We start from the raw sequence: 23,247 nt of genomic DNA on the forward strand, positions 1-23,247 counted from the left end.
ATCAAGACCTCCTTTGCCCGTCCCTACCCTGTCGCAACGTTTGCGCAACCGCGTGGCGGTCAAGATCTCTTGGCGAAGGGCCTATCCCTTCGCGCGGAACTGGCGAAGGATTAGGAGCTTCGGACCCCCCTCCTGCCTCGCTCGGAGCCCGATATGAACGAACCGATCAACTTCGCCATGACCGTGGAGCACCTGTTCGCCGAGGTGTGGGCGCGCGAGGCGATCAGCGACCGCGACCGCCGGTTGCTGCTGATCGGCCTGCTGGTCGGTCAGGGCCTCGACCAGGCGGTCGAGGTGCAGCTCGAGACCGCGTTGCGCACCGGCGACCTCAGCGTGGAGGAGCTGAGGGAGACGGTCGTCTTCCTCACCCATTACGCGGGGTGGGCGCGGGGAGCGCGGCTCAACGGCCAGGTGGAGGACCTGATCGACCGCGTGCTCATGGACTGATCGTCGCGGCGACCGTGGCGCCCAGCTCCCAGCACGCGTCCAGATCCGCCTTCGTCACGGCGCCGATGACCACGACGGGCGCCGCGGCCCGCTCCCAGCCGAGCCCCCCGGTGATCGACTCCACGCCGCGCAGCGCTCCCGTGACGTCGTTGTTGCCGTGCACGTACAGCCCGTACGGCAGGCGCCGCGTCTCCTCCAGGCACGGGTAGTAGATCGTGTCGAAGAAGTGCTTGAGCGCGCCGCTCATGTAGCCGATGTTGGCCGGGGTGCCGAGAATGACCGCGTCGGCGGTGAGGACGTCGGAGGCGGTGGCGTTCAGCGCGGCCCTGGTGACGACCTCGACGCCCTCGATCTCGTCGGTCGTCGCGCCCTCGCGCACCTTCTCCAGCAGCTCGTGGGTGGCGGGCGAGGCGGTGTGGTGGACGATCAGCAGCCTGCTCACGGGGCCTTCACCTGGTACAGCGGGCCCTGAAGGCTGAGCGCGTAGAGCTCGCCGTCGTGGCCCTGCCCGAACGACGACAGCTGCTCGACCCTGCCCACCTCGACGCCCTTGGCCGGGTTGTCGGCGGGGGCCGCCTTCACCCATCCGGCGCAGAAGTCGCCGTAGAGGAAGCGGCCCTTCAGACCCGGGATCTCGGCGCCTCTGTAGACGTAGCCGGCGATGACCGAGCAGTTGCCGCCCTCATGGAGGGGGTAGGTGATGACGGGCTTGGTGGCGTCGGCGGCCTTCACCTCCGTGTCGAAGGGGCGCGCGCCCTCGAAGCCGTTCCATCCGTAGTTGCGGCCGCCCCGGCCCTTGGGCTCGTGGTCGACCTCTTCCCACGCGTCCTGGCCGACGTCGCCCATCCAGAGGTCGCCGGTCTGCTTGTCGAAGGTGAACCGCCACGGGTTGCGCAGGCCGTACGCCCAGATCTCCGGCTTGGCCCCGGCCCGGCCGACGAACGGGTTGTCCTTCGGGACCGTGTACGGCTCGCCGCGCGGGTCGACGCGCAGGATCTTGCCCAGCCAGGTGCCCAGGTTCTGGCCGTTGCCGTGCGGGTCGCCTCCGCTGCCGCCGTCGCCGAAGGCGATGTAGAGGTAGCCGTCGGGCCCGAAGGCGAGCTGACCGCCATTGTGGTTGGCGTACGGCTGGTCCTGGGTGAGCACCTCGCGCCGGCCGCTGACTTTGACGCCGTCGAAGGCCCACTCGGTGACGTGGGTGTCGCCCTGGGCGTCGGTCCAGTCGAGGTAGAGCCACTTGCCGGTCGGATGGAAGGCCACCCCCAGCAGGCCCTGCTCGTTGCCGCCGCTGACCTCGCCTGACAGGTCGACGACCACCGTCTGCCTGCCGTCCTTGAGCGAGCGCAGCCTGCCGCCCTGCTCGGCGACGTAGAGGGCGTCGTCGCCCGCGCGCACGGCGAAGGCGACAGGCTGGTCGAACTGGGCGATCTCGGTGAACTCCAGCTTCGCGGGCAGGGCGGCCGGAGCCACCGCCCCCGATGGGGTGGCGGTGGCGGTGGCGGAGAGTGCCGGCGTGGGGGGCCGGGAGGCATCCGGCGCCGGCTCTCGCGCCACGGGCCGGCCGGCGGAGCAGGCGGTCAGCACCACGACCAGGGCGGCGGCGGGAAGCGCTTGGCGCACGCTGTCGATCCTCTCATGCGATCTCGTCACAGTGCGTCTACTCGTCCGCATCGCCGAAGGTTCTGCCCTGACCCGCCACGCGCCACGCCGGAGATCGTCCGCGCCGTGCGGGGAGCGTCTGGGACGGGCGTTACGCTGGCCGTATGCCTACCGCATTGATCACTGGCGCGACCGCCGGCATCGGCGCGGCGTTCGCGCGCCGACTGGCCGCCGACGGTTTCTCGCTGGTCCTCGTCTCCCGCGACGAAGCCCGGCTGGCCGAGGCCGCCGACCGGCTCAAGCAGAGGTACGGCGTCGCCGTCGAGATCCTGCCCGCCGACCTGGCCACCGACCAGGGCCTGGAGGACGTCGAGGCCCGGCTGCGCGACGGCGTCGACTTCCTCGTCAACAACGCGGGCTTCGGCCACCCTGGTCACTTCCTCGAGGTGCCGGTCGAGGACGAGGTGCGCATGCTCAAGGTCCACTGCGAGGCCGTGCTCAGGCTCACGCTCGCCGTGCTGCCCGGCATTCGCTCCCGTGGGAGGGGCGCGGTGATCAACGTGGCGTCCGTGGCCGCCTTCTTCAACCGCGGCACGTACAGCGCCTCCAAGGCGTGGGTGGTCAACTTCAGCGAGTCGACGGCCGTCGAGGTGGGCGACCCGAAGATCCGGATCATGGCGCTGTGTCCAGGGTTCGTGCGCACCGAGTTCCACCAGCGGGCCTCGATGGACGTCTCGGCCATTCCCGGATTCATGTGGCTGAAGGCCGATGACGTGGTCGACGAGGCGATGCGGGACCTGGCGCGCGGCAAGCTGGTCTCGATCCCCGACCTGCGGTACAAGCTGGTCGTCGCGGTGGGCAGGCTCCTCCCGCGCGGGATCGCCCAGCAGGTGTCCAACACGCTCGGCCGCAGGTAGCCGGCGCTCAGGCGGGGGCCGCGGCGCGCTCGTCGGCGATGGAGGGGACGACCTCGGGCACCGGGGCCTGGCGGAACACCACGAGCGCGGCGCAGGCCAGGGCGGTCACTCCCAGCACGCCGTACATGAGCCGGTAGTCCACGACCCCGATGAGCGCCGCGCCCGTGGCGATCGAGGCGGTCTGGGTGATCGTGGTGAGCGTGCCCGTCGCCGCGCCCACGCGTCCCTGGAGCCTGGAGGGCACGTAGAGGTGCAGGGCGGTGGCGAGGGCGACGGAGAAGAGCGGGATCGCCAGGCCGTAGAGCGCCGCCCCCGCGAGGAACAGCACCGCCGACGGCGCCAGGAACGCGCCCGCGCCCAGCGCGAAGAGCGCGTAGCCCGCGCCGGAGCCGCGCGACTCCCCCAGCCGTTTGACGAGCATGCCCGCCAGCAACCCGCCGACGACCGATCCCGCCCCCTGGACGGTGGTGAGCACGCCGAAGAAGGCGGCGGGCTTGCCGAGGCCGCGTTCGATGGCGGCGAAGGCGGCGGTGTCCATGAGACCCGCGGTGGCCATGAAGATCGCCTCGGCCATGGCCAGCCTGCCCAGGAGAGGCACCCGCCACAGGTAGCGGAACCCCGCGGTGAGGGAGGGAAGGAACGGCTCGCCCGCGGGTTCGGGAGCCGACTCGACGATCTTGAGGGATACGAGGAAGAGGATGGCGACGACGAAGGTCGCGGCGTCGACGACGGCGAGCACACCACCGCCGAAGGTGAGGTAGACGGCCGCCCCGACGACGGGTGACAGGATGCGCACGCCCTGCCGCACGGTGATGAGGGCGGCTCTCGCACTGGCGGCCTCGTCCGAGGGCAGCAGGTCCTTCAGCAGTCCGCCGTAGGCGGGGACGGAGAAGGTGACGCCGTAGGCGAGGGCGACGGCGTAGAGGATCCACAGCTGGTCGGCCGAGCGCACCAGCAGCAGGGCCGTGACGACCAGGGCCATCGCGGCGTTCATCGCGATCAGCAGCGGCTTGCGGCGCACGCGGTCCACCACGTGGCCGTAGAGGGGCGAGAACAGCCCCGGCAGGGCGAGGCACAGGAAGATCAGGCCCGCGGCGGAGTCGGACCCCGTGAGGTCCTTGGCCCAGATACCGAGCGACAGGTAGAGCGCGCTGTCGCCGAAGCTGGAGACGGCGTCGCCGGCCAGCAGGCGGCGGAAGAGCGGGTTGCGCAGCGCGGTCACCGGTCGCCGCCTTCCTGCTCGCTGGAGGCACCGGCTTCCTGGACGGGAAGACCGGACAGCAGGATGCGTACGAACCGGGCGTCCTCGGGGACGGGCGCCTCGCCCTTGGCGCGCGCGATGTACGGCGCGAGCACCTCCATCAGGCGCTCGCCCACCTCGCCCAGTTCCCGGGCGGTCAGCGGAGCGGTGACGCCGCTGAGAAAGGCCGCGGCGCGCCACTCGGGTGCGGCCGAGGCGCGGATCTGTGACCAGTCGAGCATCCTGCCGGCCTCGCGCTCGACGAACACGCGCTCCAGCTCGGCCGCGGCGACGCCACCGTGGCCGGCCGACCAGCTCTGCTCCAGGTCGGCGACCTTCCACGGCCGCTCGCGGCCGTCGCCGCTCGAGGCCTCGACGACGTAGCCGTACTTGGCCAGCTGACGCAGATGGAACGAGCACGACGCCTGGGTGGAGCCGAGATGCCTGGCGCACTCGGCGGCGGTGGCGGGACCGATGCGGCCGAGCAGGTCGATCAGGTCGAGGCGCAGGGGGTGTGCCAGCGCGCGCATCGCACGCGGATCGGTGATCTTCACATCCTCAAAGATAGCTTTGGCATTTGGAGATGTCAAAGACTTCTTTGGCTTTTGCGCGCTCGTCCGAAGGAATGCCACGTCGGGACGGGGAGGCCGGAAAACACGATCCCCCCGCCGCGGGAGGGGGTCGCGGCGGGGGGACGATCGTGGATCGGCTTAGCGGTTGGCCTCGTGGCCGATCGCCAGGCCGCTGACGGAGTCGAAGAAGTGCAGGTTGTGGGTGTCGACGACCAGGTCGATGGACTGACCGGGGCGCACGTGGCTGCGGGCGTTGACGCGGGCGGTCCACAGCGACTTGTCGCCGACCAGCGGCAGCGTGGCTTCCTCTTCGTCACCGGCGTCCTGGGCCGCGACGGTGTCCTTGTGCTCGACCGGCGGGGCGTCGATCAGGAACAGGACGTTGATCTCGGAGCCGAGCTCCTCGGTGACCTCCGCCTTGGCGGGCAGGGTGGCCCAGCCGTTGGCGTGGTTGCCGGCGGCGCTGGCGTCCTCGAAGTCGGAGGGGCGGATGCCGAGGATGAGCGACTTGCCGATGTACTGGTCGAGGCCGGGCTTGTCGCTGAAGGAGGACTCGGGGATCGGCAGCTTGAAGCCGGCGAAGGTGACAGCCGCGCCGTCCCCGTCGCGGACCAGCTCGGCGGTGACGAAGTTCATCGAGGGCGAGCCCATGAAACCGGCGACGAACAGGTTGACCGGCTTGTCGAACAGGTTCTGCGGGGTGTCGACCTGCTGGAGCAGACCGTCGCGCAGCACGCAGACGCGGTCGCCGAGGGTCATGGCCTCGACCTGGTCGTGCGTGACGTAGACGGTGGTGACCCCGAGGCGCTCGTGCATCTGGTTGAGCGAGGCGCGCATGGAGACGCGGAGCTTGGCGTCCAGGTTCGACAGCGGCTCGTCCATGAGGAAGGCCTGCGGCTCGCGGACGATGGCGCGGCCCATGGCCACACGCTGGCGCTGACCACCGGAAAGGGCGGCGGGCTTGCGCTTGAGGTAGGTCTCGAGGCCGAGCATCTTGGCGGCCTCGTTGACGCGCTTCTGGATCTCCGGCTTGGGCATCTTGCGGAGCTTCAGACCGAAGGCGAGGTTCTCCTCGACGGTCATGTGGGGGTAGAGCGCGTAGTTCTGGAACACCATCGCGATGTCGCGGTCCTTCGGAGGCAGGTGGTTGACCACCTTGTCGCCGATGGAGATCTCGCCGCCGCTGATGTCCTCGAGTCCCGCGATCATCCGCAGCGCGGTCGACTTGCCGCAACCGGAGGGGCCGACGAGCACCATGAACTCGCCATCCTTGATCTCAAGGTTGAGCCCGTTCACGGCCTTCACGCCACCGGCGTAGATCTTGTCGACGTTTGACAGAACGATGGATGCCATCACAGTCCTTCGCGCAACGCGGGCCGGAACCCGGACGTTCGTGGGGGTCGCCACTCACTGTGGATACGTTTTCATGCATCTCACCCGAAAGGGACATCCCTGTCAAGGGACCAGGCGATGTTATCCATTCGAGCTGGAAACCCTACGGAACAGATGATGGAATCGTTTCCATGAAGCGCACCACCATCAAGGACGTGGCAGAGGCGGCAGGCGTCGGCGTCGCCACCGTCTCCCGGGTGCTGTCCGGTGGATCGGCCAGCGCCGAGACCCGCGAGCGGGTGCTCGCGGTGGCCGCGCATCTCGACTACCGCCCCAGCGCGCTGGGGCGGAACCTGCGCCAGCAGCGCACGGGCGGCATCGGCCTGCTCGTGCCCGACCTGACCGACACCCTGTACGGCAGGCTCGCCGAGGGCGTGCTCGCGTGCGCCCGCTCGGCGGGCGAGCCCGTCGTGGTCGGCTCGACGGGCGACGACCCCGAGCAGGAGGCCGAGCTCATCGGCATGCTCCTGGAGCAGAGCGTCGACAGGGTGATCGCGGTACCCTCGGGCGACGCCGAGGCGTGGGGCCCCGCCATCAGGGCGGGCATGACGGTCGTGTTCGTCGGCGAGCAGCCCGAGGAGGAGCCAGGCGACGACGACCCTCTTGACGAGCTCCTGCTGCTCGACGGGGTCAGGACACCGCCAAAGCCTGACGGCGCCATCCCGACCGTGCTGGCCGACGACCGCTCGGGCGTCCGCACGGCGGTGCAGTACCTCAAGGGCCTCGGCCACCGCCGCATCGCCTACCTCGGCGGCCCGGGGCATCCCCGACGCGTGGCCGCCTTCAGGGAGGCGCTGGGCGAGCTGGCCGACGAGGAGCTGATCGTGTTCGCCGGCGGCGGCCGCGACTCGGCCTATGCCGCCGCCTCTGGCCTGCTGCAGCGCCACCGCGACGTCACGGCGCTGCTCGCGGGCGGCAACCGGCTGGGCGAGGCCGCCGTGCTCGCCTCGCGCGAACTCGGCCTGCGCATCCCCGGCGACCTGTCGCTGGTGATGTACGACGACGTGCCATGGGCCGAGTTGTGCTCGCCCCCGCTGACCGTCATCGCCCAGCCCGGCCAGGACCTCGGCTACCGGGCGGCCGAGCTGGTGCTCAGGGCCGGCGCCCGCCGCCCGCGCGGTGTGCTGCTGCCCACCGAGCTCATCGTGCGCGGGAGCTGCGGGCCTCGCCCGTGAGGTAGACCCAGGCGCCCTCGCGCCTGGTGAACCTGCTGACCTCGCGCATCTCCCCCGCCTTGCCCGCCTGGCTGTAGCGGGCGCGGAACTCGACGGTCCCCTCGGCGTCGCCCGCGCCGCCACCGCTGGTGCTCACGATCGACAGCTTCTTCCACCGCAGGAAGGGCTCGAACGTCACCTCCGCCGGCCTGGTCGAGGGATGCCAGCTGCGGAGCAGGTAGGCGGCGTCGCCCACGGCGAAGGCGCTGAAGCGCGAGCGCATGAGCTGCTCGGCCGTCTCGGCCGCCGCCTCGCCGCGGTGCAGCCGCCCGCAGCACTGCTCGTAGGCCGCGGGCAGCGCGCACGGGCAGGACTCTCCACTCACAGGAGCTTTTCGATCGCCGTGACGACGGCGGGGTCGGAAGGCTCGACGCCGGGCCTGAACCTGGCCACGACCGACCCTTCGCGGTCGACCAGAAACTTCTCGAAGTTCCACTGGATGTCGCCGGCCGCGCCATCGGCGTCGGGCGTGCCGGTCAGCTCGTCGTAGAGCGGGTGGCGGCCCTCGCCGTTCACCTCGGACTTCTCCAGCAGCGGGAAGTCGACGCCGTAGGTGGTGGAGCAGAACTCCTGGATCTCCTCCGCCGAGCCGGGTTCCTGGCCCATGAACTGGTTGCACGGCACGCCGACCACGGTGAAGCCGCGCGGGCCATACTCCTGCTGAAGCTCGACCAGGCCGGTGTACTGCGGGGTCAGGCCGCACCTGGAGGCCACGTTCACGATGAGCAGGGCCTTGTCGCCGGCGAGCTCGGCCAGCGTGGCCGGGACGTCCGCGAGCGTGCGGACCGGGATGTCACGGAGATTCATGATCCGACCCTACTCCCCCCGGAAATGTGACAGAGTCCACTTTTTCCTGGCAAAAGCCCTGAACAACCATAGATCACGATCTTTACCAACGATCTACCTTTTCATGGTCAATTAGCGACAAACGACTTCCCTGCGGCAGGGTGACGCAGTCCCCCGAACCCTTCGAAGGGAAAACCGCATGCCTACGCTCCGCCGTACCAGTGCCTTGCTCCTGACCGCCACGTTCGTGGTGTCGGGAGCGGGAACCGCGACGGCCGCGCACGCGGACAGCAGCACCGGCAGTGTCAGCAGTGTGAGGAACAAGGCGATCGCCAGGACCATGGTGGCGGGCAAGGGCTGGGGCAGGGCGCACTACGCCTGCCTGGAGCGACTCTGGGCCCGGGAGAGCGGCTGGAACCACAGGGCCGGCAACGGCTCGGGGGCCTACGGCATCCCGCAGGCGCTCCCTGGACACAAGATGGCCAGCGCCGGCCGCGACTGGCGCACGAACCCCAGGACGCAGATCAAATGGGGCCTTTCCTACATCAAGCAGAGATACGGCTCGCCGTGCGCAGCCTGGTCTCACTTCCAGTCACGCGGCTGGTACTGATCTCCGCGTCCGCTGTTCGAATAATCATGGTCAGCTCGTCGCCGGGCCGACTCAAGGCGACGCCGCTCAGCGGCAAATTCCTCCTCTTCCCCGGTCTCAGGTCACGCACCTGTGGCGACACGGCGTATTAGAAACCGCCTAGAGACATCGTCGCGGCGCCTTCCGGGCCGTCCAGGTAGATCGGACGGGAAAGGACTCGAAAGGCCGCGCGGGACCATCCTCGTCCGAGCCACGGGCGCGGGTCGGCAGGACCCCTGCTTCACAGGAGCCCGCCCGCACGCGACCGGACAGCAAGGATCAAGTTGGACAGCAAACGCGCTCTCGCTCTGGTGATCGCCTCGGCCGCGTTCACCGGCGGGACATCCACGATCGCCCTGGCCGACACGGAGTCGCCCGGGACGATCCACCAGCAGACCTGGTCGCCAGGAAGGGTCCACCAGCGGACCTGGACGGTACAGGCGTTGCCCCACGTGATCCATCAGGCCACGTGGGAGACCAAGGCCAAGCCGAAGGCGCGGCCCATGCTGCCGGGCAAGGACACGAACAAGCGGATCGCGCTCGACCTCGTGGTGCAGAGGGCGTGGTCGATGCGTGAGTTCCAGTGCCTGGACAGCCTCTGGACCAGGGAGAGCAACTGGAACCACCGGGCTCACAACCCCAGCTCAGGGGCGTATGGCATCCCGCAGGCACTGCCGGCGGGCAAGATGTCGGGCGTCGGAAGCGACTGGCGGGACAATCCCACCACCCAGATCCTCTGGGGCCTGAAGTACATCGAGGGCCGTTACGGCAGGCCGTGTGGCGCCTGGGGTCACTTCAGGTCGCACAACTGGTACTAGGCAGCCGCCGAGGGGAAGTGGCGCCTGCCTCGGGAGGGCACCCGGGCTCAGCCCCGGGTGCCTTTCCTTTCCAGATGGACGGCGATGGACTGGATGAGCAGTTCGAGGCCGAAATCGAACTCCTCCTCGTGATCGCACGAGCCCAGCAGTGATGCCAGCTCGCTGACCTGGGGGAACAGCTCCGGGTCCACGTCGCCGACCGGGGCCGCGCCGGGGACGGGCGCGAAGGTCGGCGTGACGCCCACCTCGCGCAGCAGCGAGCCGATCACGTAGGCGATGAACAGGCGCAGCATGCGCACCGCGTCGGCGCCGTCGAAGCCCGCCTGGCGCAGCGTGGTCAGCGCCCGCTCGACGGGGAACAGTCCCGCGTTGGAGTGGAGCTGTCGGCTGACCACCAGCATCGTGGAGCGCGGGTAGTGGTGGGCGATCTGCCGGAAGGCCCTGGCCTGCATGCGCACCCTGTCGGTCCAGTGGGCCCCCGGGTCGTCGGTGAACTCGATCTGCGACAGCACCGACTCGGCGACGCCGTCGAGCAGCGAGGCCTTGTTCGGCACGTGGTTGTAGAGCGACATGACGCCGACGTTCAGGTCGGAGGCGATCCTGCGCATGGACACCGCGTCCGCGCCCTCACGCTCGATGAGGTCGATCGCGGCGGCGACGATGCGCGCGCGGGAGAGCGGCTCACTGGGCATAGCTCATTCTATTGACGCACGTACACCGTACGTGCAACTCTCGAGGCATACGTACGGTGTACGTCCCCCTGGAGGCCGCATGTCGACGCACGATCTCTACACGATCCCCGCAGAGCTCTCCACGTGGAACGTGGATATGGCCGGGTCCAGCCGCTTCACATGGGAGTACGACGACGGCAGGGACCGCATGCTCGCCCTGTACCAGAAGGGCAAGGACAAGCAGTGGGACTCTGTGAAGAGGATCGACTGGGGCCTCGAGGTCGATCCTTACGACGTGCTCGGCATCCCCGACAACACCATCGCCATCTACGGCACGCCGCTGTGGGAGCGCATGGACGCCAAGACCCGTGCGGAGGTGCGCAGGCACGGGGCCTCGTGGCAGTTCTCCCAGTTCCTGCACGGCGAGCAGGGCGCCATGATCTGCTCGGCCCGGATCGTGGAGTCGGTGCCCGACCTCGACTCCAAGTTCTACGCCGCCACCCAGACGATGGACGAGGCCAGGCACGCCGAGACCTACGCGCGCTTCCTGCAGGAGAAGGTGGGGCTGGCCTACCCGATCAACGAGCACCTCAAGGCGCTGCTCGACTCCACGCTCTCCGACTCCAGGTGGGACATGCCGTACCTGGGGATGCAGGTGCTGATCGAAGGGCTCGCGCTGGCGGCGTTCGGCGTCATGCGCGACATCACCACCAAGCCGCTGCCCAAGCAGATCCTGGCCTACGTCATGCAGGACGAGGCCAGGCACGTCGCGTTCGGCCGGATGGCGCTGCGCGACTACTACAAGAACCTGTCGGAGAGCGAGCTGCGCGAGCGCGAGGACTTCGTCATCGAGGGCTGCTACCTGATGCGCGACCGGCTGCGCGGCAGGGAGACGTGGGAGACGCTCGGCCTGTCGCAGGCCGAGGTGGCCGAGGCGATGGAGGCCGTCGACCGGTCGGAGTACCTGCGGCTGTTCAGGTCGCTGCTGTTCAGCAGGATCGTGCCGTGCGTCAAGGACATCGGCCTGTGGTCGCCGCGCCTGCAGCAGGCGTACGCGGACATGGGCGTGCTCGAGATGGCGGGTCAGTCGCTCGAGGCGCTCATGAAGCAGGACGAGGACATCGCCGACAAGCTCGACGCCGAGCGCTTCGCCGCCGAGGAGGCCGAGCGCCACGCCGAGGTCGCCGAGACCATCGCCATGGGCTCCACCTCCTGACCCTCCCCGCCTCCTGACCCCGGCTACCCGGCAGGGTGGACGCGGGCGATGACCTCTCTCAGCACCTCCACCAGGCCGTCGATGTCCTCCTCCGTCGTGCGCCAGTTGACGATCGCGGGGCGGAGGGCGGTCATCCCCCTGTAGGTGGTCGTGCCCGCGTAGTAGCGGCCGTCGGCGATCAGCTCCTCGCCGATGCGGCGGTTCAGCTCGTTCAGCTCGCCGTCGGCCACGCCCTGCGGCGCGTAGCGGAAGCACACCACGCAGAGCGTCACGGGGGCCAGCAGTTCCAGGTCGGGGGCCTTCTCCACGGCCTCGCCCAGGCGCAGGGCCAGGTCGTGGTGGCGGTCGACGAGCTGGGCGTAGCCCTGCCTGCCGTACGCGCGCAGGGTCGCCCAGATGGGCAAGGCCCGCGCCCTGCGGGAGGACTCGGGGCCGAGGTTGTTGTAGTTGACGTCGGCGGGCAGGTAGTGGGCGCCCCACGCGCCGAACGACCTGAACATCAGGTCCTCGTCGTGGACGAAGGCGAAGCCGCTCTCGTAGGGGACGTTCAGCCACTTGTGGCCGTCGGCGGCGACGGAGTGGGCGCGCTCGACGCCCGCCACGAGGTGGCGCAGGCGCGGCGAGGCGGCAGCGAACAGGCCGAAGGCGCCGTCCACGTGCAGCCATGCGCCGTACCGCTCCGCGAGGTCGGCCAGGTCGGCGATGGGGTCGAAGTCGCCGGTGTTGACCTCGCCCGCGTTCCCGACGATCACGGCGGGGCCGTCGAGCTCGGACAGCGCCCGTTCCATCGCGGCCAGGTCGACCCTGCCCGCGTCGTCGCGGGCGCACACCGTCACGCCGTCGCGGCCGACGCCGAGGATCTGCAGCGCCTTGCGGCTGCTGGGATGGATGTAGCCGCTCGCCAGCACCGGCATCCGCGGCAGACCCGCCAGGCCCTGCGAGGTGATGTCGGCGCCGTGCCTCTCGCCCCACCACTGCCGCGCGCACGTCAGGCCGGTCAGGTTGGCGAAGGTCGCGCTCGGCGTCAGCACTCCCCCGTACGGCTCGGGCAGCCCGCACAGGTCCTTCAGCCAGGCCAGCACGACCTTCTCCGCCCTCGCGGCCAGCGGAGAGGTCAGGTGCAGGCCGCTGGCCTGGTCGAGCAGCGCGGTCACCCAGTCGCCCGCCTGCGCGGCAGGGGTGGCGCCGCCGACGACGAAATGGAAGAAGCGCGGGCCGGAGGTCTGGGTGGAGGCCCGGGTTCCCACGGCCAGCAGCTCCTCGACGGCCGCGAGCGTGCCCTCGCCCTTCTCGGGGAGCGGCCCGTCGAGAAGGTCCATGAGATGGTCGGCCGCGTGGTCGTGGACGGGGCGGTCGGTCAGCGTGCCGAGGAAGGGGGCGGCGGCGCGGGCGACGAGGTCAAGGGCCGCGGGGGCGGCGTCACGCTCGAACAGTGGATCACTCATGTCGGGATTGTGCATGACATGTCACCTCAGAGGGAGGCGCAGCACGAGGCGGGCGCCTCTGACGCGGGCGTCGGCCGCCCGGAGCGTGCCACCGTGCGCGATGGCGATGTCGCGGGCGATGGGCAGGCCGAGGCCGGTGCCGCCGGTGTCGCGCGAGCGGGCGGAGTCGAGCCTGGTGAACCGCCGGAAGACCGCCTCGCGCTGTTCGGCGGGGATGCCGGGACCGTCGTCCGCGACCTCGACGACGGCGTCGGAGCCGTCGCGCGTGACGGTGACGTGGACGGCGCTCTCGCCGTACCGGTCGGCGTTGGACAGCAGGTTGGTGAGCAGCCTGTCGAGCCGGAGCCTGTTGCCGCGCACCATGAGGCCCGGCTCGATCGAGGTCGTGAACGGCAGGCGGGACGGGCGCCTGTCGATCTCGTCGGCCACCAGTTTGCCGAGGTCGAGGACCTCGTCGGGCGGTCGCACGCCCGCGTCGAGGCGCGCCATGAGCAGCAGGTCCTGGACGATCGCCGACAGTCGCCTGGCGTCGCCGAGCACCTCCTGCAGGGTCCTGTCGCAGTCCTCGCCCTCGGGCGTGCCCTCCAGCCGTACCAGCATCGCGGTCAGCGGCGTGCGCAGTTCGTGGGAGGCGTCGGAGACGAAGCGGCGGTGGCGGTCGACCGCGTCCTCCAGGCGCGTCAGCGTGTCGTTGACGGTGATCGCGAGCTCGGCCACCTCGTCGCCGGTATCGGGCACCGGCATGCGGTCGCTGAGGTCGGTGGCGCTGATCTGCTCCAGGCCCGATCTGATGCGTTCGACGGGGGCGAGGACCCTACCGACGCCGATCCATGTGGCCCATGCCATGAGCGCGAGCAGGAGGCTCGCGGCGAGGGTGAAGATCGCGGCCATGAAGGGAGCGTTCAGCGCGATCGACTCCGTGACCGCGGCGTAGGCGATGACCGGGCCGTAGGGAGTCGACCTGTTGCTGGTGCCGACGACGATCATGCACGCCTCTCCGCCCTTGCCGCACACCCGCGTCTGCACCCTGGTGTCGCCGGCCTCGGGCCGCGCGGTGGTGAGCGGGGGCCGGCCCTTCAGCGCGGCGCCGGCCGCCACCACCCTGCCGTCGGCGTCCACGACCTGCAGGAGCGGCACGTCGTGCTGCGGCGGGATCGGGCCGCGCATCGGCGCGTCGTCGACGAGGAGGGTGACCTGCCTGCTGGCCTGGTCCGCGCGGTCGACCTGCTGGGCGCGCACCCAGGAGGGGACGGTCAGGCAGAGCGCCACGACGCCGACGAGCAGGATGACACCGAAGCCGGCCACGGTGGCGGCCGTCATGCGGGCTCTGATCGATCGCGGACGCAATCTACTGAACTGCACCTTTCCACCGTCACCGACGGGGCATCACGTGCGGGTCTGGGTGTGGCATGGACACCGTCGCGCTCGGGTCAAACCCGGGAAGGCTCACCGCGGTCGTGCTGTCGAGGTCCTCGGACCCGGTGATACGCCCGGACATGCGGCTGAGCGTCTCAGCGATGGCAGTGGGCCCGTGCCGGCCAGTTGAATACGTGCATGCGAATCATCTTGAGTCTCTCCGCACTCGCGACCGGACTGGTCGCCGGCACCTACTACGGCTTCTCCATCGCGGTCATGCCGGGTCTCGCGGCCGTCGACGACCGCGCCTTCGTCACCGTCATGAACCAGATCAACACCGCCATCATCAATCCGGCCTTCCTCGTGCCTTTCCTGGCCGCGGTGGTCCTGCCCATCTGGGCACTGGTCCGTCACCGCCGCGCCAGACCTGCCGTCCTGTGGATCCTGGCGGGATTGGCTCTTTACCTGATCGGTTTTGTGACCACCTCGGCGATCAACGTCCCGCTCAACGACGGGCTCGCCGCGGGGACCGTCACGAGAGAGCAGTTCGAGGGCCCGTGGGTGGCGTGGAACCTCGTCAGGGCCGTCTTGTCGACCGCCGCGACCGCCTGCCTCGTGGCCGCGATGGTGCGTTCCAGGAGCGAGAAAATGGATTGATCCCAAGGTTTAATCTAGAACCGATGCCTCCCGATACGAACGTTCCCAGCCGTCCCCTGCTCTCCTCCAACTCCCTGTGGCGTATGCGGTCCTACCTACGCCCCCACGTCGGCAAGCTGGTGTTCATCTGGCTGGTGGCCATCCTCGGAATCGCCGCCAGCATCACCTTTCCCCTTGTGGGCAAGGAGGTGATCGACGCCAGGCAGACGGCCGACCTGCTCCCTCTGGGGCTCCTGGCCGTGGGTGTCGGCGTCGCGGAAGCCTTGATGATCTTTCTCAGGCGATGGGTGCAGACCAAGCCCGTCCTCGGCCTCGAGACCGAGATCCGCGACGACCTCTACGAGCACCTGCAGCGCCTGCCGATGGGCTTCCACAACGAGTGGCAGTCGGGCCAGCTGCTCTCGCGCGCCACGACCGACCTGTCGACCATCCGCCGCTTCCTCGGTTTCGGCATGCTCTTCCTGGTCATGAACGTCATTCAGCTGACCACGGTGACGATCGTGCTGCTGAACATGTACTGGCCCCTCGGCCTGCTGGTTGCCGCCTCCGCCATCCCCATCGTCTGGGTGTCGCTGCGCTTCGAGAAGAAGTACATCAAGATCTCCCGCCAGGTCCAGGACGAGCAGGGCGACCTCGCCACGCTCGTCGAGGAGTCGGCGATCGGGATCCGCACGATCAAGGCGTTCGGCCGCCGCCACCACGTCTTCGACACCTTCGACGACTCCGCGCGCAAGGTCTACGCCACCTCGATCGACAAGGTGGGGCTCTCGGCCCGCTTCTTCACCTTCCTCGAGGTGATCCCGAACCTCACGCTCGCCCTGGTCCTGCTGCTGGGTGCGCTGGCGGTGGGTTCCGGCTCGCTCTCGCAGGGCTCCCTCGTCGCGTTCACCACGCTGGTGCTGCAGCTGGTCTGGCCGATCGCGAGCCTCGGCTACATCCTGGCGATGGCGCAGGAGTCGATGACCTCCGCCGACCGTGTCATGGAGGTCATGGACACCGTCCCCTCCATCGAGGACGGCACGGAGACGATCGAGCACCCGCGCGGCCATCTGCGGCTGGAAGGCGTGGGCTTCCGCTTCCCCGGCGCCGACCGGCCGGTGCTCCACGACGTCTGGCTGGACGTACGGCCGGGCGAGACGGTGGCCGTCGTGGGCGCGACGGGTTCGGGCAAGACCACGCTGACCGCGCTCGTCCCCCGGCTGATCGACGTGACCTCGGGAAGGGTCACCATCGACGGCCACGACGTGCGCGACCTGAAGCTGAGCACGCTGAGGGAGGTGGTGGCCACCGCGTTCGAGGAGCCCACGCTGTTCTCGATGAGCGTGCGCGAGAATCTCACGCTCGGCCACCGCGACGCCTCCGACGACGACCTGCGCGAGGCGCTCGAGGTGGCGCAGGCGACGTTCGTCCACGACCTGCCGTGGGGCCTCGACACCCGCATCGGCGAGCAGGGCATGTCGCTGTCGGGCGGTCAGCGGCAGCGCCTGGCGCTGGCGAGAGCCGTCCTGTCCAAGCCGAAGATCCTCGTCCTCGACGACACGCTGTCGGCGCTGGACGTGGAGACCGAGGCGCTGGTCGAGGAGGCGCTGCGCCACGTGCTGCGTGACGCGACGGGCATCGTGGTCGCGCACCGCGCCTCGACCGTGTTGCTCGCCGACAAGGTGGCGCTGCTGCGCGACGGCACGATCACCCATGTCGGCAGGCACCAGGACCTGCTGGCCGAGGTGCCCGAGTACCGCTCGCTGCTGGCGCAGGACGCCGACCTGTCCGAGGAAGGAGCCCTGCGATGACGGCCACCACCGACTGGCGCGGCGTCGCCTCGGAGAATAAGGACGACCTGCCGGAGAAGGTCTCGCTGCTGCTGCGGACCCGCTCGCGCGGCCTGCTGACCGATCTGCTGAGGCCGCACCGCAGGGCGATCGCGCTGCTCACCGCGATCATCATCTGCTCCAGCGGCGCCGGCCTGGCCATCCCCTACCTGGTGAAGGTCGGCATCGACTCCGGCATCCCGCCGATGCTTCGCGGGCAGGGCCCTGTCACGCTGCTCACGGTGATCGCCGTCATCCTGGCGGCGGCCGTCACCCAGGCGCTGACCAGGCAGGCGTTCCTGAAGCTGTCGGGCCGGATCGGCCAGGACATCCTGCTGGAGCTGCGGCGCAGGGTCTTCGACCACTTCCAGCGGCTCTCGCTCGCCTTCCACGAGAAGTACACCTCGGGCAGGGTGATCTCGCGGCTGACCTCCGACATCGAGGCGATCGCCGAGCTGCTGCAGTCGGGCTTCGACGGCCTGGTCACCGCGGTGCTGACGATGTTCGGCACCGCGGCGCTGCTGCTGATCCTCGACGTGCACCTCGGTCTGGTGGCGCTGGTGCCGCTGCCGATCCTGCTGCTGTTCACCCGGTGGTTCCGCCGCCAGTCGGCGATCACCTATCGGCGCACCAGAGAGACGGTGGCCCTGGTCATCGTGCACTTCGTGGAGTCGATGACCGGCATCAAGGCCGTGCAGGCCTTCCGCCGCGAGCCGCGCAACCAGGAGATCTTCGGGCAGCTCAACACCGACTACCGCGACGCCAACGCCCGCGCGATGCAGCTGATCGCGATGTTCATGCCCGGCATCAAGCTCATCGGCAACCTCACGATCGCCGGCGTGCTGATCTACGGCGGCTGGCTGGCCTTCCACGACGAGGTCACGGTCGGCGTGCTGGCCGCGTTCCTGCTCTACCTGCGCCAGTTCTACGAGCCGATGCAGGAGATCAGCCAGTTCTACAACACGCTGCAGTCGGCGGGCGCGGCGCTGGAGAAGCTGTCGGGCGTGCTGGAGGAGGAGCCGTCGGTTCCCGAGCCTCCGGCGGGCGCGGAGCTGCCGAAGGCGCGCGGGCAGGTCCGCTTCGAGAGCGCGGAGTTCTCCTACGTGCCGGACAGACCGATCATGCCGCGCCTCGACCTGACCATCCCCGCCGGGCAGAGCGTGGCGCTGGTCGGCGCGACCGGCGCGGGCAAGACCACGCTGGCCAAGCTCATCTCCCGCTTCTACGACCCGACGGCGGGACGGGTGCTGCTCGACGGGGTCGACCTGCGCGACCTGGACGAGACGACGCTGCGCAAGGCCGTGGTGATGGTGACGCAGGAGAACTTCCTGTTCTCCGGTACGGTCACCGAGAACATCCGCTTCGGCAGGCCTGACGCCTCCTTCAAGGAGGTCGTCGACGCGGCCAAGGCGATCGGGGCGCACGAGTTCGTCTCGGGGCTGCCCGAGGGCTACGACACCGAGGTCGGCAAGCGCGGCGGCCGGATGTCGGCGGGCCAGCGGCAGCTGGTGGCCTTCGCCCGCGCCTTCCTCGCCGACCCCGCTGTGCTCATCCTCGACGAGGCCACCTCGTCGCTGGACGTGCCGAGCGAGCGGCTGGTGCAGCGGGCGCTGCGCACGATCCTGGCCGACAGGACCGCGCTCATCATCGCGCACCGCCTGTCGACGGTGGAGATCGCCGACAGGGTGCTGGTGATGGATCGCGGCACGATCGTCGAGGACGGGCCGCCCGACGCGCTCATCGCCTCGTCGGGCCGTTTCGCTGGCCTGCACCAGGCCTGGCTGGACAGCCTGGCCTGACCCCTCCGCGGGCGCGCGTCATCGGCTCCCGCCGGTGCCGTGCGCCCGGGACCGGGCGGCTACATGATCGCCGCGCGCCAGGTGAACTTCAGCGACGTCTCCGGAGGGACCTCGCGTGGGACGGGGACGGGCGGTTCCTGCTGTCTGGCGTGGTAGCCGGGAGGGAAGGTCGTGATCTGGACCGCCCCGCACTTCGGGCAACTCCTGTCGGAGGTCGGCGGCTGGACGGCCACACCGGATCTCAGCCAGACCTCGACCTCGTTGCCGTGGCTGTCGGTGAGGTGCCTGACGAGGTACTCCTCCTGCCAGACGTGCCAGCAGCACTGGCACTCGAACGGCCACGTCTCCCGTGCGTCATAGCCTTCGTGCACAAGGATCACCTCCGAGCTGGTCTCCTTCGAGTGTCCGCCTCCCCCTGCCGCCCCCGCAAGCCGTTGACGAGGTGAGAAACGCGCCGTAGGTTGCCATACCGACCGGTTGGTTCGGAGGCGAGGAGACAGTCGATGGTCGATACCCGCGTGGCCAGGCGCGCATGGCGCCGTCTTGAGCCGGTGCACGGCATGATCTACTTCGTACCCGAGGCGCGCGAGCTGTACGCCGCGCTCGGCCTGCACGGGCGCTCGGGCTACTTCGCCTCCCGTGGAGCCGCCTTCGGCGCCGCTTCCGCCGAGCTGGTCATCGCGACCTTCTACAACTTCAACCCCGATCTCGTACGGCGAGCGCTCCCCACCGCGTGGGAGGTGACGAGCCCCGCCGAGGTGCTGGCGGCCAGGCTGGAGGCGGCAGGGACGGCCCTGCGCAGGGGCGGCGTCGACAAGGCCGGCGAGCTGACCGAGACGCTCACGCTGGCAAGGAGGGCGGCGGAGGCGGCGGCCGAGCACCTGCACGGCCGCCCGCTGTTCGCCGCGCATGCCGCGCTCCCCTGGCCCGGCGAGCCGCTGCTCGACCTGTTCCACGCGCAGACGCTGCTGCGGGAGTTCAGGGGCGACGGGCACGTGGCGTCGCTGGTGTCGGAGGGGCTGTCGCCGGTCGAGGCGCTGGTCCTGCACGCGGCGTCGGGTGAGGTGCCGGAGGTCTTCCTCAAGGCGTCGCGCGGCTGGCCCGAGGAGGCGTGGGCCGAGGCGTCCGACTCGCTCAGGGCGCGCGGCCTGCTCGCCGACGGCCTGACGGAGGAGGGCGCCAGGCTGCGCGGCCACATCGAGAGCAGGACCGACGCGTCGGCCATGCCCGCCTACGCCGCGCTGGGCGAGGAGGGATGCTCGCGCCTGGCCGAGCTGGCCAGGCCCTTCGGGCGCGCGGTGGTGGAGGCGGGGCTGCTCGCGTTCTAGCCGTGGGCCAGGCTCATGATGACGACGAAGGAGACCGAGCCGGTCACCACGCAGAGGGTGCCGGCCCAGGCCAGCAGCGCGTCGGGCCTGCTGTCGAGCGGGTCGCCGTTGTGCAGGGCGCGCTGGACGTGGCGGAAGCGTGAGGCGGTGCGCACCAGCAGGACCCCTCCGCACAGCGCGGCCAGCGCGAAGCCCGCGATGAGCAGCGGGCCGAGCCCCGCGCGGGCGGCCAGCCCCGCCGCGCCCAGGCCGCCCGTGGACAGGGCGACGGCGGTGCGCACCCATGCCAGGCGGGTGCGCTCGCTCTGCAGCCCGGGGTCCCAGATCTCGGCCGACATGGTCAGGCCATCAGGATGAGGACGAGCGCCACGACGGCGACGGCGGCCACGCCGTACCCGAAGACGGCGGCCAGGGCGGGCGGCGGCAGCGGCGCCTGGTTGCGCAGCGCGCGCTGGATGTTGCGCCAGCGCGGGTAGGCCATGCCCGCGGCGAGCGCGGCGAGCAGGACCAGCAGGACGGCCATCGCGGTGCGCACCCACGGCACGAAGATGTCGTCGGAGACGGCGGCCATCGCCACACCGCCCGCGCACAGCGCCAGGGATGTGCTCAACCAGGTGAGGAAGGTCCTCTCGTTGGCGAGAGTGAATCGGGGGTCAGGCTCGGTGCCGTTCATGTGACCACGCTAAATCGACCCCATTTCCCCTAGAGAAGCCGGGATAGGAGATCCTGTGGTCATGCTCATGGCGGAGATCGCGACCCAGTTCCTTGCCTGTCTGACTCCCGAGCAGCGGCAGAAGGCCGCCTACGAGTTCGGCGACCCGCTGCGGCGACGCTGGACCTACGTGCCCGCGCCCAGGCCGGGGGCGTCGCTGCTGGGGCTGAGCCGGGAGGCGCGCAAGGCCGCGCACCGGCTGCTGGCCACGGCGCTGTCGCGGCACGCCTTCGCACAGGTGGTGACGATCATGGCGCTGGAGGAGGTGCTCGATCTCGACGAGGGAGGGCGCAGGGGCCGCCACAGCGACGACTACCACCTGGCGATCTTCGGCAGGCCGGGGGCGGAGGAGTGGAGCTGGCGCTTCGAGGGCCACCACGTGTCCATCACGGCGACGATCGCGAACGGGCGGGTGGAGGTGGCCCCGCTGTTCCTCGGCGCCCACCCGGCCGGCGTCCGGCACGGCGAGACTGCCGTGGTCAGGCCGCTGCCGCTGGAGGAGGAGCTGGCCAGGGCGCTGGTGAGCGAGCTGTCCCCCGCGCTGCGCGATCAGGCGGTGATCGCGGACGTCGCGCCGTCCGACATCCTCACCGGCACCTCCGCGGTGACCGCGGCGCTGGAACCGCCCGGCGTGCGGGGCGGCTCGCTCGCCTCCGCCCAGCGCGACCTGCTGGGCAGGCTGCTCGACGTCTACCTGGAGCGGCTGGCCCCCTCGCTGCGGGACCCGCACGACACCGCCGCCTTCTCCTTCGCCTGGGCGGGGCCCATCTCGGCGGGCGCCGGCCACTACTACCGGATCCAGGGTCCCGGGCTGCTGATCGAGTACGACAACACGCAGGACGCCGCCGACCACGCGCACAGCGTCATCAGGCGGCCCGGCGCCGAGTTCGGCGCAGGGCCGCTGGCCGCCCACCTGTCGGGCGAGGCCTAGCTGCAGGCCTCCTTCAGCTTGGTCAGGTAGGCGGCGGTGTCGTTGCCGACCTGCTGTACGGCGTCGACCGCCTCGTTGGCGCTGTTGACGTCGAGCTTGCCCAGGCTGGCGGCCAGGTCGTCGGTGGCCTCCTTGAGCGTGGTGTTGGACGCCTTGTCGGCCACCTCGCCCAGCTTCTTCGAGGCCGCGTCGAGCTCCTTCTCCATCGCCGCGGGGTCGTTGACCAGGCCACTGATCTTGGCGACGGTCTCCGAGACTATCTTGGGGGCCTCCAGGCAGGCCTGAGCCTTGTCGACGGTCGCGTTGATCTCGCTGCATCCGCTGGCGAAGACGACCACGGCGAAGGCGGCAAGGGGCACGATCCTGCTGGAAACGAGTCGCATGTCTACGACAGTAGCCAACGGCCGCGCCCCTTGCGGTGATCACGACAGTTTGTTGAAGCAGGGGCCGTCCATCGTGTACCCCTGCGCGGTCGGGCCCGTGAAGAAGTCCTTGACGATCGCGACGCCGGTGGGCGCAGACTCGTCCACCTTGTTGATCAGCGTCTGGCGGAAGGTGGCGGCGTTGGCGTCGCCGGAGAAGTTGCCCGCCTCGGCCGGCAGCATGCCCTCGTAGTCGACGGTCGAGAGCGTCTTCACCGCGGCCAGCAGGCCCTTGCGGCTGACGTCGCCACTCGCGACCATCTTGTCCAGCGCCGCCTTGAGCGGGTAGGACCATGCCCAGCCGGAGGTGTAGCCGTCGTTCGGGGTCACGCCGGGCAGCGCGTCGCGCATGGCCTTGTGTCCAGGGGTGTCCGAGCCGTACGGCTTGCCGGGAGCCGACTGCTCGTACAGCGCCTTCAGCGCGGGCGCGGCGGGCGACTTGAGCAGGGCGGGGTTCCACGTCGGCCCGGTGCCGATGAAGCGGCCCTTGTATCCAGCCGCCGCGGACTGGCCGATGATGGCCGCCGCGTCGGCCGGCCCGGTCGTCAGGATCACCAGGTCGGGCTTGTTCTTGGTGATCTCGGTGATCGCGCGGCCCTGCTCGGTGGCGCCCGGCGGGGTCTCGACGGCGGTGAACTCCAGCTTGTTCCGCTCGGCGGCGATCTTCGCGCCCGCCGCGGCGTCGGCGCCGTAGTCGCCGGCCAGGTGCACGGCCATGACGCTCTTGGGCTTGTAGGCCTCCATCGCGTAGTCGACCGAGTTCATCGCCTCGATGCAGTAGTTTGACCCCGTCTCGACGATGACGTCCTCGAACTCCCATGCCGAGGTCCACGAGGCGGGCGCGGACACGACGCTGTTGGCCTTGAGGTCGTCGAGGATCGCGGCGGTCGTCGGCGAGCCGAGGGTCTGCGCCAGGCCGAGGACCTTGTCCTTGATCTCGTTGTAGACCTGCCGGTGGGTCTCGGGGTTGTACTTGTTGTCCCTGACGTAGGTCTCGACGTCGACTTCGTACCTGCCGCCGATGCCTCCCGCGGTGTTCACCCGCTTCCAGAAGGCCTTCTGGGCGTCGGTGATGGGGACGGCCAGCGCCGCGAAGGGCCCCTGGGTGAGGTCGGAGATGGTGCCGAGGTAGATGCAACCCTTGTTCTTGTCGACCGCCTTGGGACACGGTTCGCTGGTGACGCCCGTTGCCACGGCGCCGCCGCCCTTGCTGCCCTCGTCGTCCCCCCGGATGACGCCGCAAGCGGACAGAAGGGCCACTACCGCGAGACCAGTCACGACATAGCGAC

25 protein-coding genes and 1 pseudogene are annotated in these 23,247 nt (G+C 70.0%); 11 read left to right on the forward strand and 15 right to left on the reverse strand.

The genetic code is table 11. The features are described 5' to 3' along the window. Positions 1–153: 153 nt before the first annotated feature. Positions 154–447 (forward strand): carboxymuconolactone decarboxylase family protein, encoded by a 294-nt coding sequence (locus AB0B45_RS33615; protein WP_358138788.1) that lies wholly within the window; start codon positions 154–156, stop codon positions 445–447. Here AB0B45_RS33615 and AB0B45_RS33620 read toward each other — a convergent pair. Together AB0B45_RS33620 and AB0B45_RS33625 are read right to left on the reverse strand one after the other, a co-directional pair. Next, positions 437–889: a flavodoxin gene (locus AB0B45_RS33620; RefSeq protein WP_358138790.1), complete on the reverse strand. Its 453-nt coding sequence runs from the start codon at positions 887–889 to the stop codon at positions 437–439. The genes AB0B45_RS33615 and AB0B45_RS33620 overlap by 11 nt on opposite strands. Next, positions 886–2,067, reverse strand: coding sequence for a PQQ-dependent sugar dehydrogenase (locus AB0B45_RS33625; RefSeq protein WP_358138792.1), 1,182 nt, complete (start codon positions 2,065–2,067; stop codon positions 886–888). Before AB0B45_RS33625 ends, AB0B45_RS33620 begins: the two co-directional genes overlap by 4 nt. A 143-nt stretch (positions 2,068–2,210) precedes the next feature. Between AB0B45_RS33625 and AB0B45_RS33630 the strand changes: the two genes are divergently transcribed. Beyond that, a complete protein-coding gene (locus AB0B45_RS33630; protein WP_358138794.1) occupies positions 2,211–2,963 on the forward strand; it encodes an SDR family oxidoreductase in 753 nt (250 codons plus the stop codon). A 7-nt stretch (positions 2,964–2,970) separates the two neighbouring features. Here the strand turns inward: AB0B45_RS33630 and AB0B45_RS33635 are convergent, their stop codons facing one another. From AB0B45_RS33635 to ugpC, 3 genes are all read right to left on the reverse strand, one after another. Continuing rightward, positions 2,971–4,185, reverse strand: a complete 1,215-nt coding sequence (locus AB0B45_RS33635; protein ID WP_358138796.1) for an MFS transporter — start codon at positions 4,183–4,185, stop codon at positions 2,971–2,973. Further along, complete coding sequence (locus tag AB0B45_RS33640) at positions 4,182–4,757, reverse strand: helix-turn-helix domain-containing protein (RefSeq protein WP_358138798.1); 576 nt, start codon at positions 4,755–4,757, stop codon at positions 4,182–4,184. Before AB0B45_RS33640 ends, AB0B45_RS33635 begins: the two co-directional genes overlap by 4 nt. 156 nt (positions 4,758–4,913) lie before the next feature. Further along, the gene (gene ugpC / locus AB0B45_RS33645; RefSeq protein WP_358138800.1) at positions 4,914–6,128 is read right to left on the reverse strand and encodes a sn-glycerol-3-phosphate ABC transporter ATP-binding protein UgpC; all 1,215 of its coding nucleotides are present in this window, start codon (positions 6,126–6,128) and stop codon (positions 4,914–4,916) included. Between the two features lie 170 nt (positions 6,129–6,298). On the opposite strand from ugpC, the gene AB0B45_RS33650 reads away from it, so the two are divergent. Continuing rightward, complete coding sequence (locus AB0B45_RS33650; RefSeq protein WP_358138802.1) at positions 6,299–7,342, forward strand: LacI family DNA-binding transcriptional regulator; 1,044 nt, start codon at positions 6,299–6,301, stop codon at positions 7,340–7,342. Here AB0B45_RS33650 and AB0B45_RS33655 read toward each other — a convergent pair. Together AB0B45_RS33655 and AB0B45_RS33660 are read right to left on the reverse strand one after the other, a co-directional pair. Then, a complete protein-coding gene (locus AB0B45_RS33655) occupies positions 7,308–7,706 on the reverse strand; it encodes a YchJ family metal-binding protein (RefSeq protein WP_358138803.1) in 399 nt (132 codons plus the stop codon). The two genes, AB0B45_RS33650 and AB0B45_RS33655, sit on opposite strands and share 35 nt — an antisense overlap. Next, positions 7,703–8,188 carry a glutathione peroxidase gene (locus AB0B45_RS33660; protein ID WP_358138805.1) on the reverse strand — a complete coding sequence of 162 codons (486 nt, stop codon included), beginning with the start codon at positions 8,186–8,188 and terminating at the stop codon, positions 7,703–7,705. The genes AB0B45_RS33655 and AB0B45_RS33660 overlap by 4 nt, the downstream gene beginning before the upstream one ends. Before the next feature lie 301 nt (positions 8,189–8,489). Here AB0B45_RS33660 and AB0B45_RS33665 point away from each other — a divergent pair. Both AB0B45_RS33665 and AB0B45_RS33670 read left to right on the forward strand, forming a co-directional pair. Then, positions 8,490–8,777 (forward strand): annotated as a pseudogene (locus tag AB0B45_RS33665) (transglycosylase SLT domain-containing protein); the annotation flags it as partial. A 302-nt stretch (positions 8,778–9,079) separates the two neighbouring features. Next, positions 9,080–9,613 carry a lytic transglycosylase domain-containing protein gene (locus AB0B45_RS33670; RefSeq protein WP_358138807.1) on the forward strand — a complete coding sequence of 178 codons (534 nt, stop codon included), beginning with the start codon at positions 9,080–9,082 and terminating at the stop codon, positions 9,611–9,613. Positions 9,614–9,660: 47 nt separating this feature from the next. On the opposite strand, the gene AB0B45_RS33675 is transcribed toward AB0B45_RS33670, so the two are convergent. Next, positions 9,661–10,305, reverse strand: coding sequence for a TetR/AcrR family transcriptional regulator C-terminal domain-containing protein (locus tag AB0B45_RS33675; RefSeq protein WP_358138809.1), 645 nt, complete (start codon positions 10,303–10,305; stop codon positions 9,661–9,663). A gap of 79 nt (positions 10,306–10,384) precedes the next feature. Between AB0B45_RS33675 and AB0B45_RS33680 the strand changes: the two genes are divergently transcribed. Continuing rightward, entirely contained in the window at positions 10,385–11,500 is a 1,116-nt protein-coding gene (locus AB0B45_RS33680; RefSeq protein WP_358138810.1) for a ferritin-like domain-containing protein, read from the forward strand. Between the two features lie 23 nt (positions 11,501–11,523). On the opposite strand, the gene AB0B45_RS33685 is transcribed toward AB0B45_RS33680, so the two are convergent. Both AB0B45_RS33685 and AB0B45_RS33690 read right to left on the reverse strand, forming a co-directional pair. After that, a complete protein-coding gene (locus tag AB0B45_RS33685; protein WP_358138812.1) occupies positions 11,524–12,945 on the reverse strand; it encodes a pyridoxal-dependent decarboxylase in 1,422 nt (473 codons plus the stop codon). A gap of 21 nt (positions 12,946–12,966) precedes the next feature. Continuing rightward, a complete protein-coding gene (locus tag AB0B45_RS33690) occupies positions 12,967–14,265 on the reverse strand; it encodes a HAMP domain-containing sensor histidine kinase (protein ID WP_358138814.1) in 1,299 nt (432 codons plus the stop codon). Positions 14,266–14,499: 234 nt separating this feature from the next. On the opposite strand from AB0B45_RS33690, the gene AB0B45_RS33695 reads away from it, so the two are divergent. From AB0B45_RS33695 to AB0B45_RS33705, 3 genes are read left to right on the forward strand one after another with little or no spacing between them, the layout of a single operon-like run. Continuing rightward, positions 14,500–14,958, forward strand: a complete 459-nt coding sequence (locus AB0B45_RS33695; protein WP_358138816.1) for an anthrone oxygenase family protein — start codon at positions 14,500–14,502, stop codon at positions 14,956–14,958. Positions 14,959–14,981: 23 nt separating this feature from the next. Continuing rightward, complete coding sequence (locus tag AB0B45_RS33700) at positions 14,982–16,748, forward strand: ABC transporter ATP-binding protein (RefSeq protein ID WP_358138818.1); 1,767 nt, start codon at positions 14,982–14,984, stop codon at positions 16,746–16,748. Next, positions 16,745–18,565 (forward strand): ABC transporter ATP-binding protein, encoded by a 1,821-nt coding sequence (locus AB0B45_RS33705; RefSeq protein WP_358138820.1) that lies wholly within the window; start codon positions 16,745–16,747, stop codon positions 18,563–18,565. The genes AB0B45_RS33700 and AB0B45_RS33705 overlap by 4 nt, the downstream gene beginning before the upstream one ends. A gap of 59 nt (positions 18,566–18,624) precedes the next feature. Here AB0B45_RS33705 and AB0B45_RS33710 read toward each other — a convergent pair whose 3' ends face one another. Beyond that, on the reverse strand, positions 18,625–18,936 hold the full coding sequence (locus AB0B45_RS33710) for a hypothetical protein (protein ID WP_358138822.1): 312 nt from the start codon (positions 18,934–18,936) through the stop codon (positions 18,625–18,627). 132 nt (positions 18,937–19,068) lie between these two features. Between AB0B45_RS33710 and AB0B45_RS33715 the strand changes: the two genes are divergently transcribed. Next, positions 19,069–19,893 carry a hypothetical protein gene (locus tag AB0B45_RS33715; RefSeq protein WP_358138824.1) on the forward strand — a complete coding sequence of 275 codons (825 nt, stop codon included), beginning with the start codon at positions 19,069–19,071 and terminating at the stop codon, positions 19,891–19,893. Here AB0B45_RS33715 and AB0B45_RS33720 read toward each other — a convergent pair. Further along, the gene (locus tag AB0B45_RS33720; protein WP_358138826.1) at positions 19,890–20,231 is read right to left on the reverse strand and encodes a DUF202 domain-containing protein; all 342 of its coding nucleotides are present in this window, start codon (positions 20,229–20,231) and stop codon (positions 19,890–19,892) included. The two genes, AB0B45_RS33715 and AB0B45_RS33720, sit on opposite strands and share 4 nt — an antisense overlap. Before the next feature lie 2 nt (positions 20,232–20,233). Next, positions 20,234–20,566, reverse strand: coding sequence for a DUF202 domain-containing protein (locus tag AB0B45_RS33725; RefSeq protein ID WP_358138827.1), 333 nt, complete (start codon positions 20,564–20,566; stop codon positions 20,234–20,236). Positions 20,567–20,627: 61 nt separating this feature from the next. Here AB0B45_RS33725 and AB0B45_RS33730 point away from each other — a divergent pair, with 61 nt between their 5' ends. Further along, positions 20,628–21,536: a DUF3500 domain-containing protein gene (locus AB0B45_RS33730; protein ID WP_358138925.1), complete on the forward strand. Its 909-nt coding sequence runs from the start codon at positions 20,628–20,630 to the stop codon at positions 21,534–21,536. On the opposite strand, the gene AB0B45_RS33735 is transcribed toward AB0B45_RS33730, so the two are convergent. After that, complete coding sequence (locus AB0B45_RS33735; RefSeq protein WP_358138829.1) at positions 21,533–21,919, reverse strand: hypothetical protein; 387 nt, start codon at positions 21,917–21,919, stop codon at positions 21,533–21,535. The genes AB0B45_RS33730 and AB0B45_RS33735 overlap by 4 nt on opposite strands. A 39-nt stretch (positions 21,920–21,958) precedes the next feature. Next, positions 21,959–23,218, reverse strand: coding sequence for an ABC transporter substrate-binding protein (locus tag AB0B45_RS33740; RefSeq protein ID WP_358138831.1), 1,260 nt, complete (start codon positions 23,216–23,218; stop codon positions 21,959–21,961). Positions 23,219–23,247 lie beyond the last annotated feature (29 nt).

The organism is Nonomuraea sp. NPDC049152 (genome assembly GCF_040648355.1).
Lineage (GTDB): Bacteria > Actinomycetota > Actinomycetes > Streptosporangiales > Streptosporangiaceae > Nonomuraea.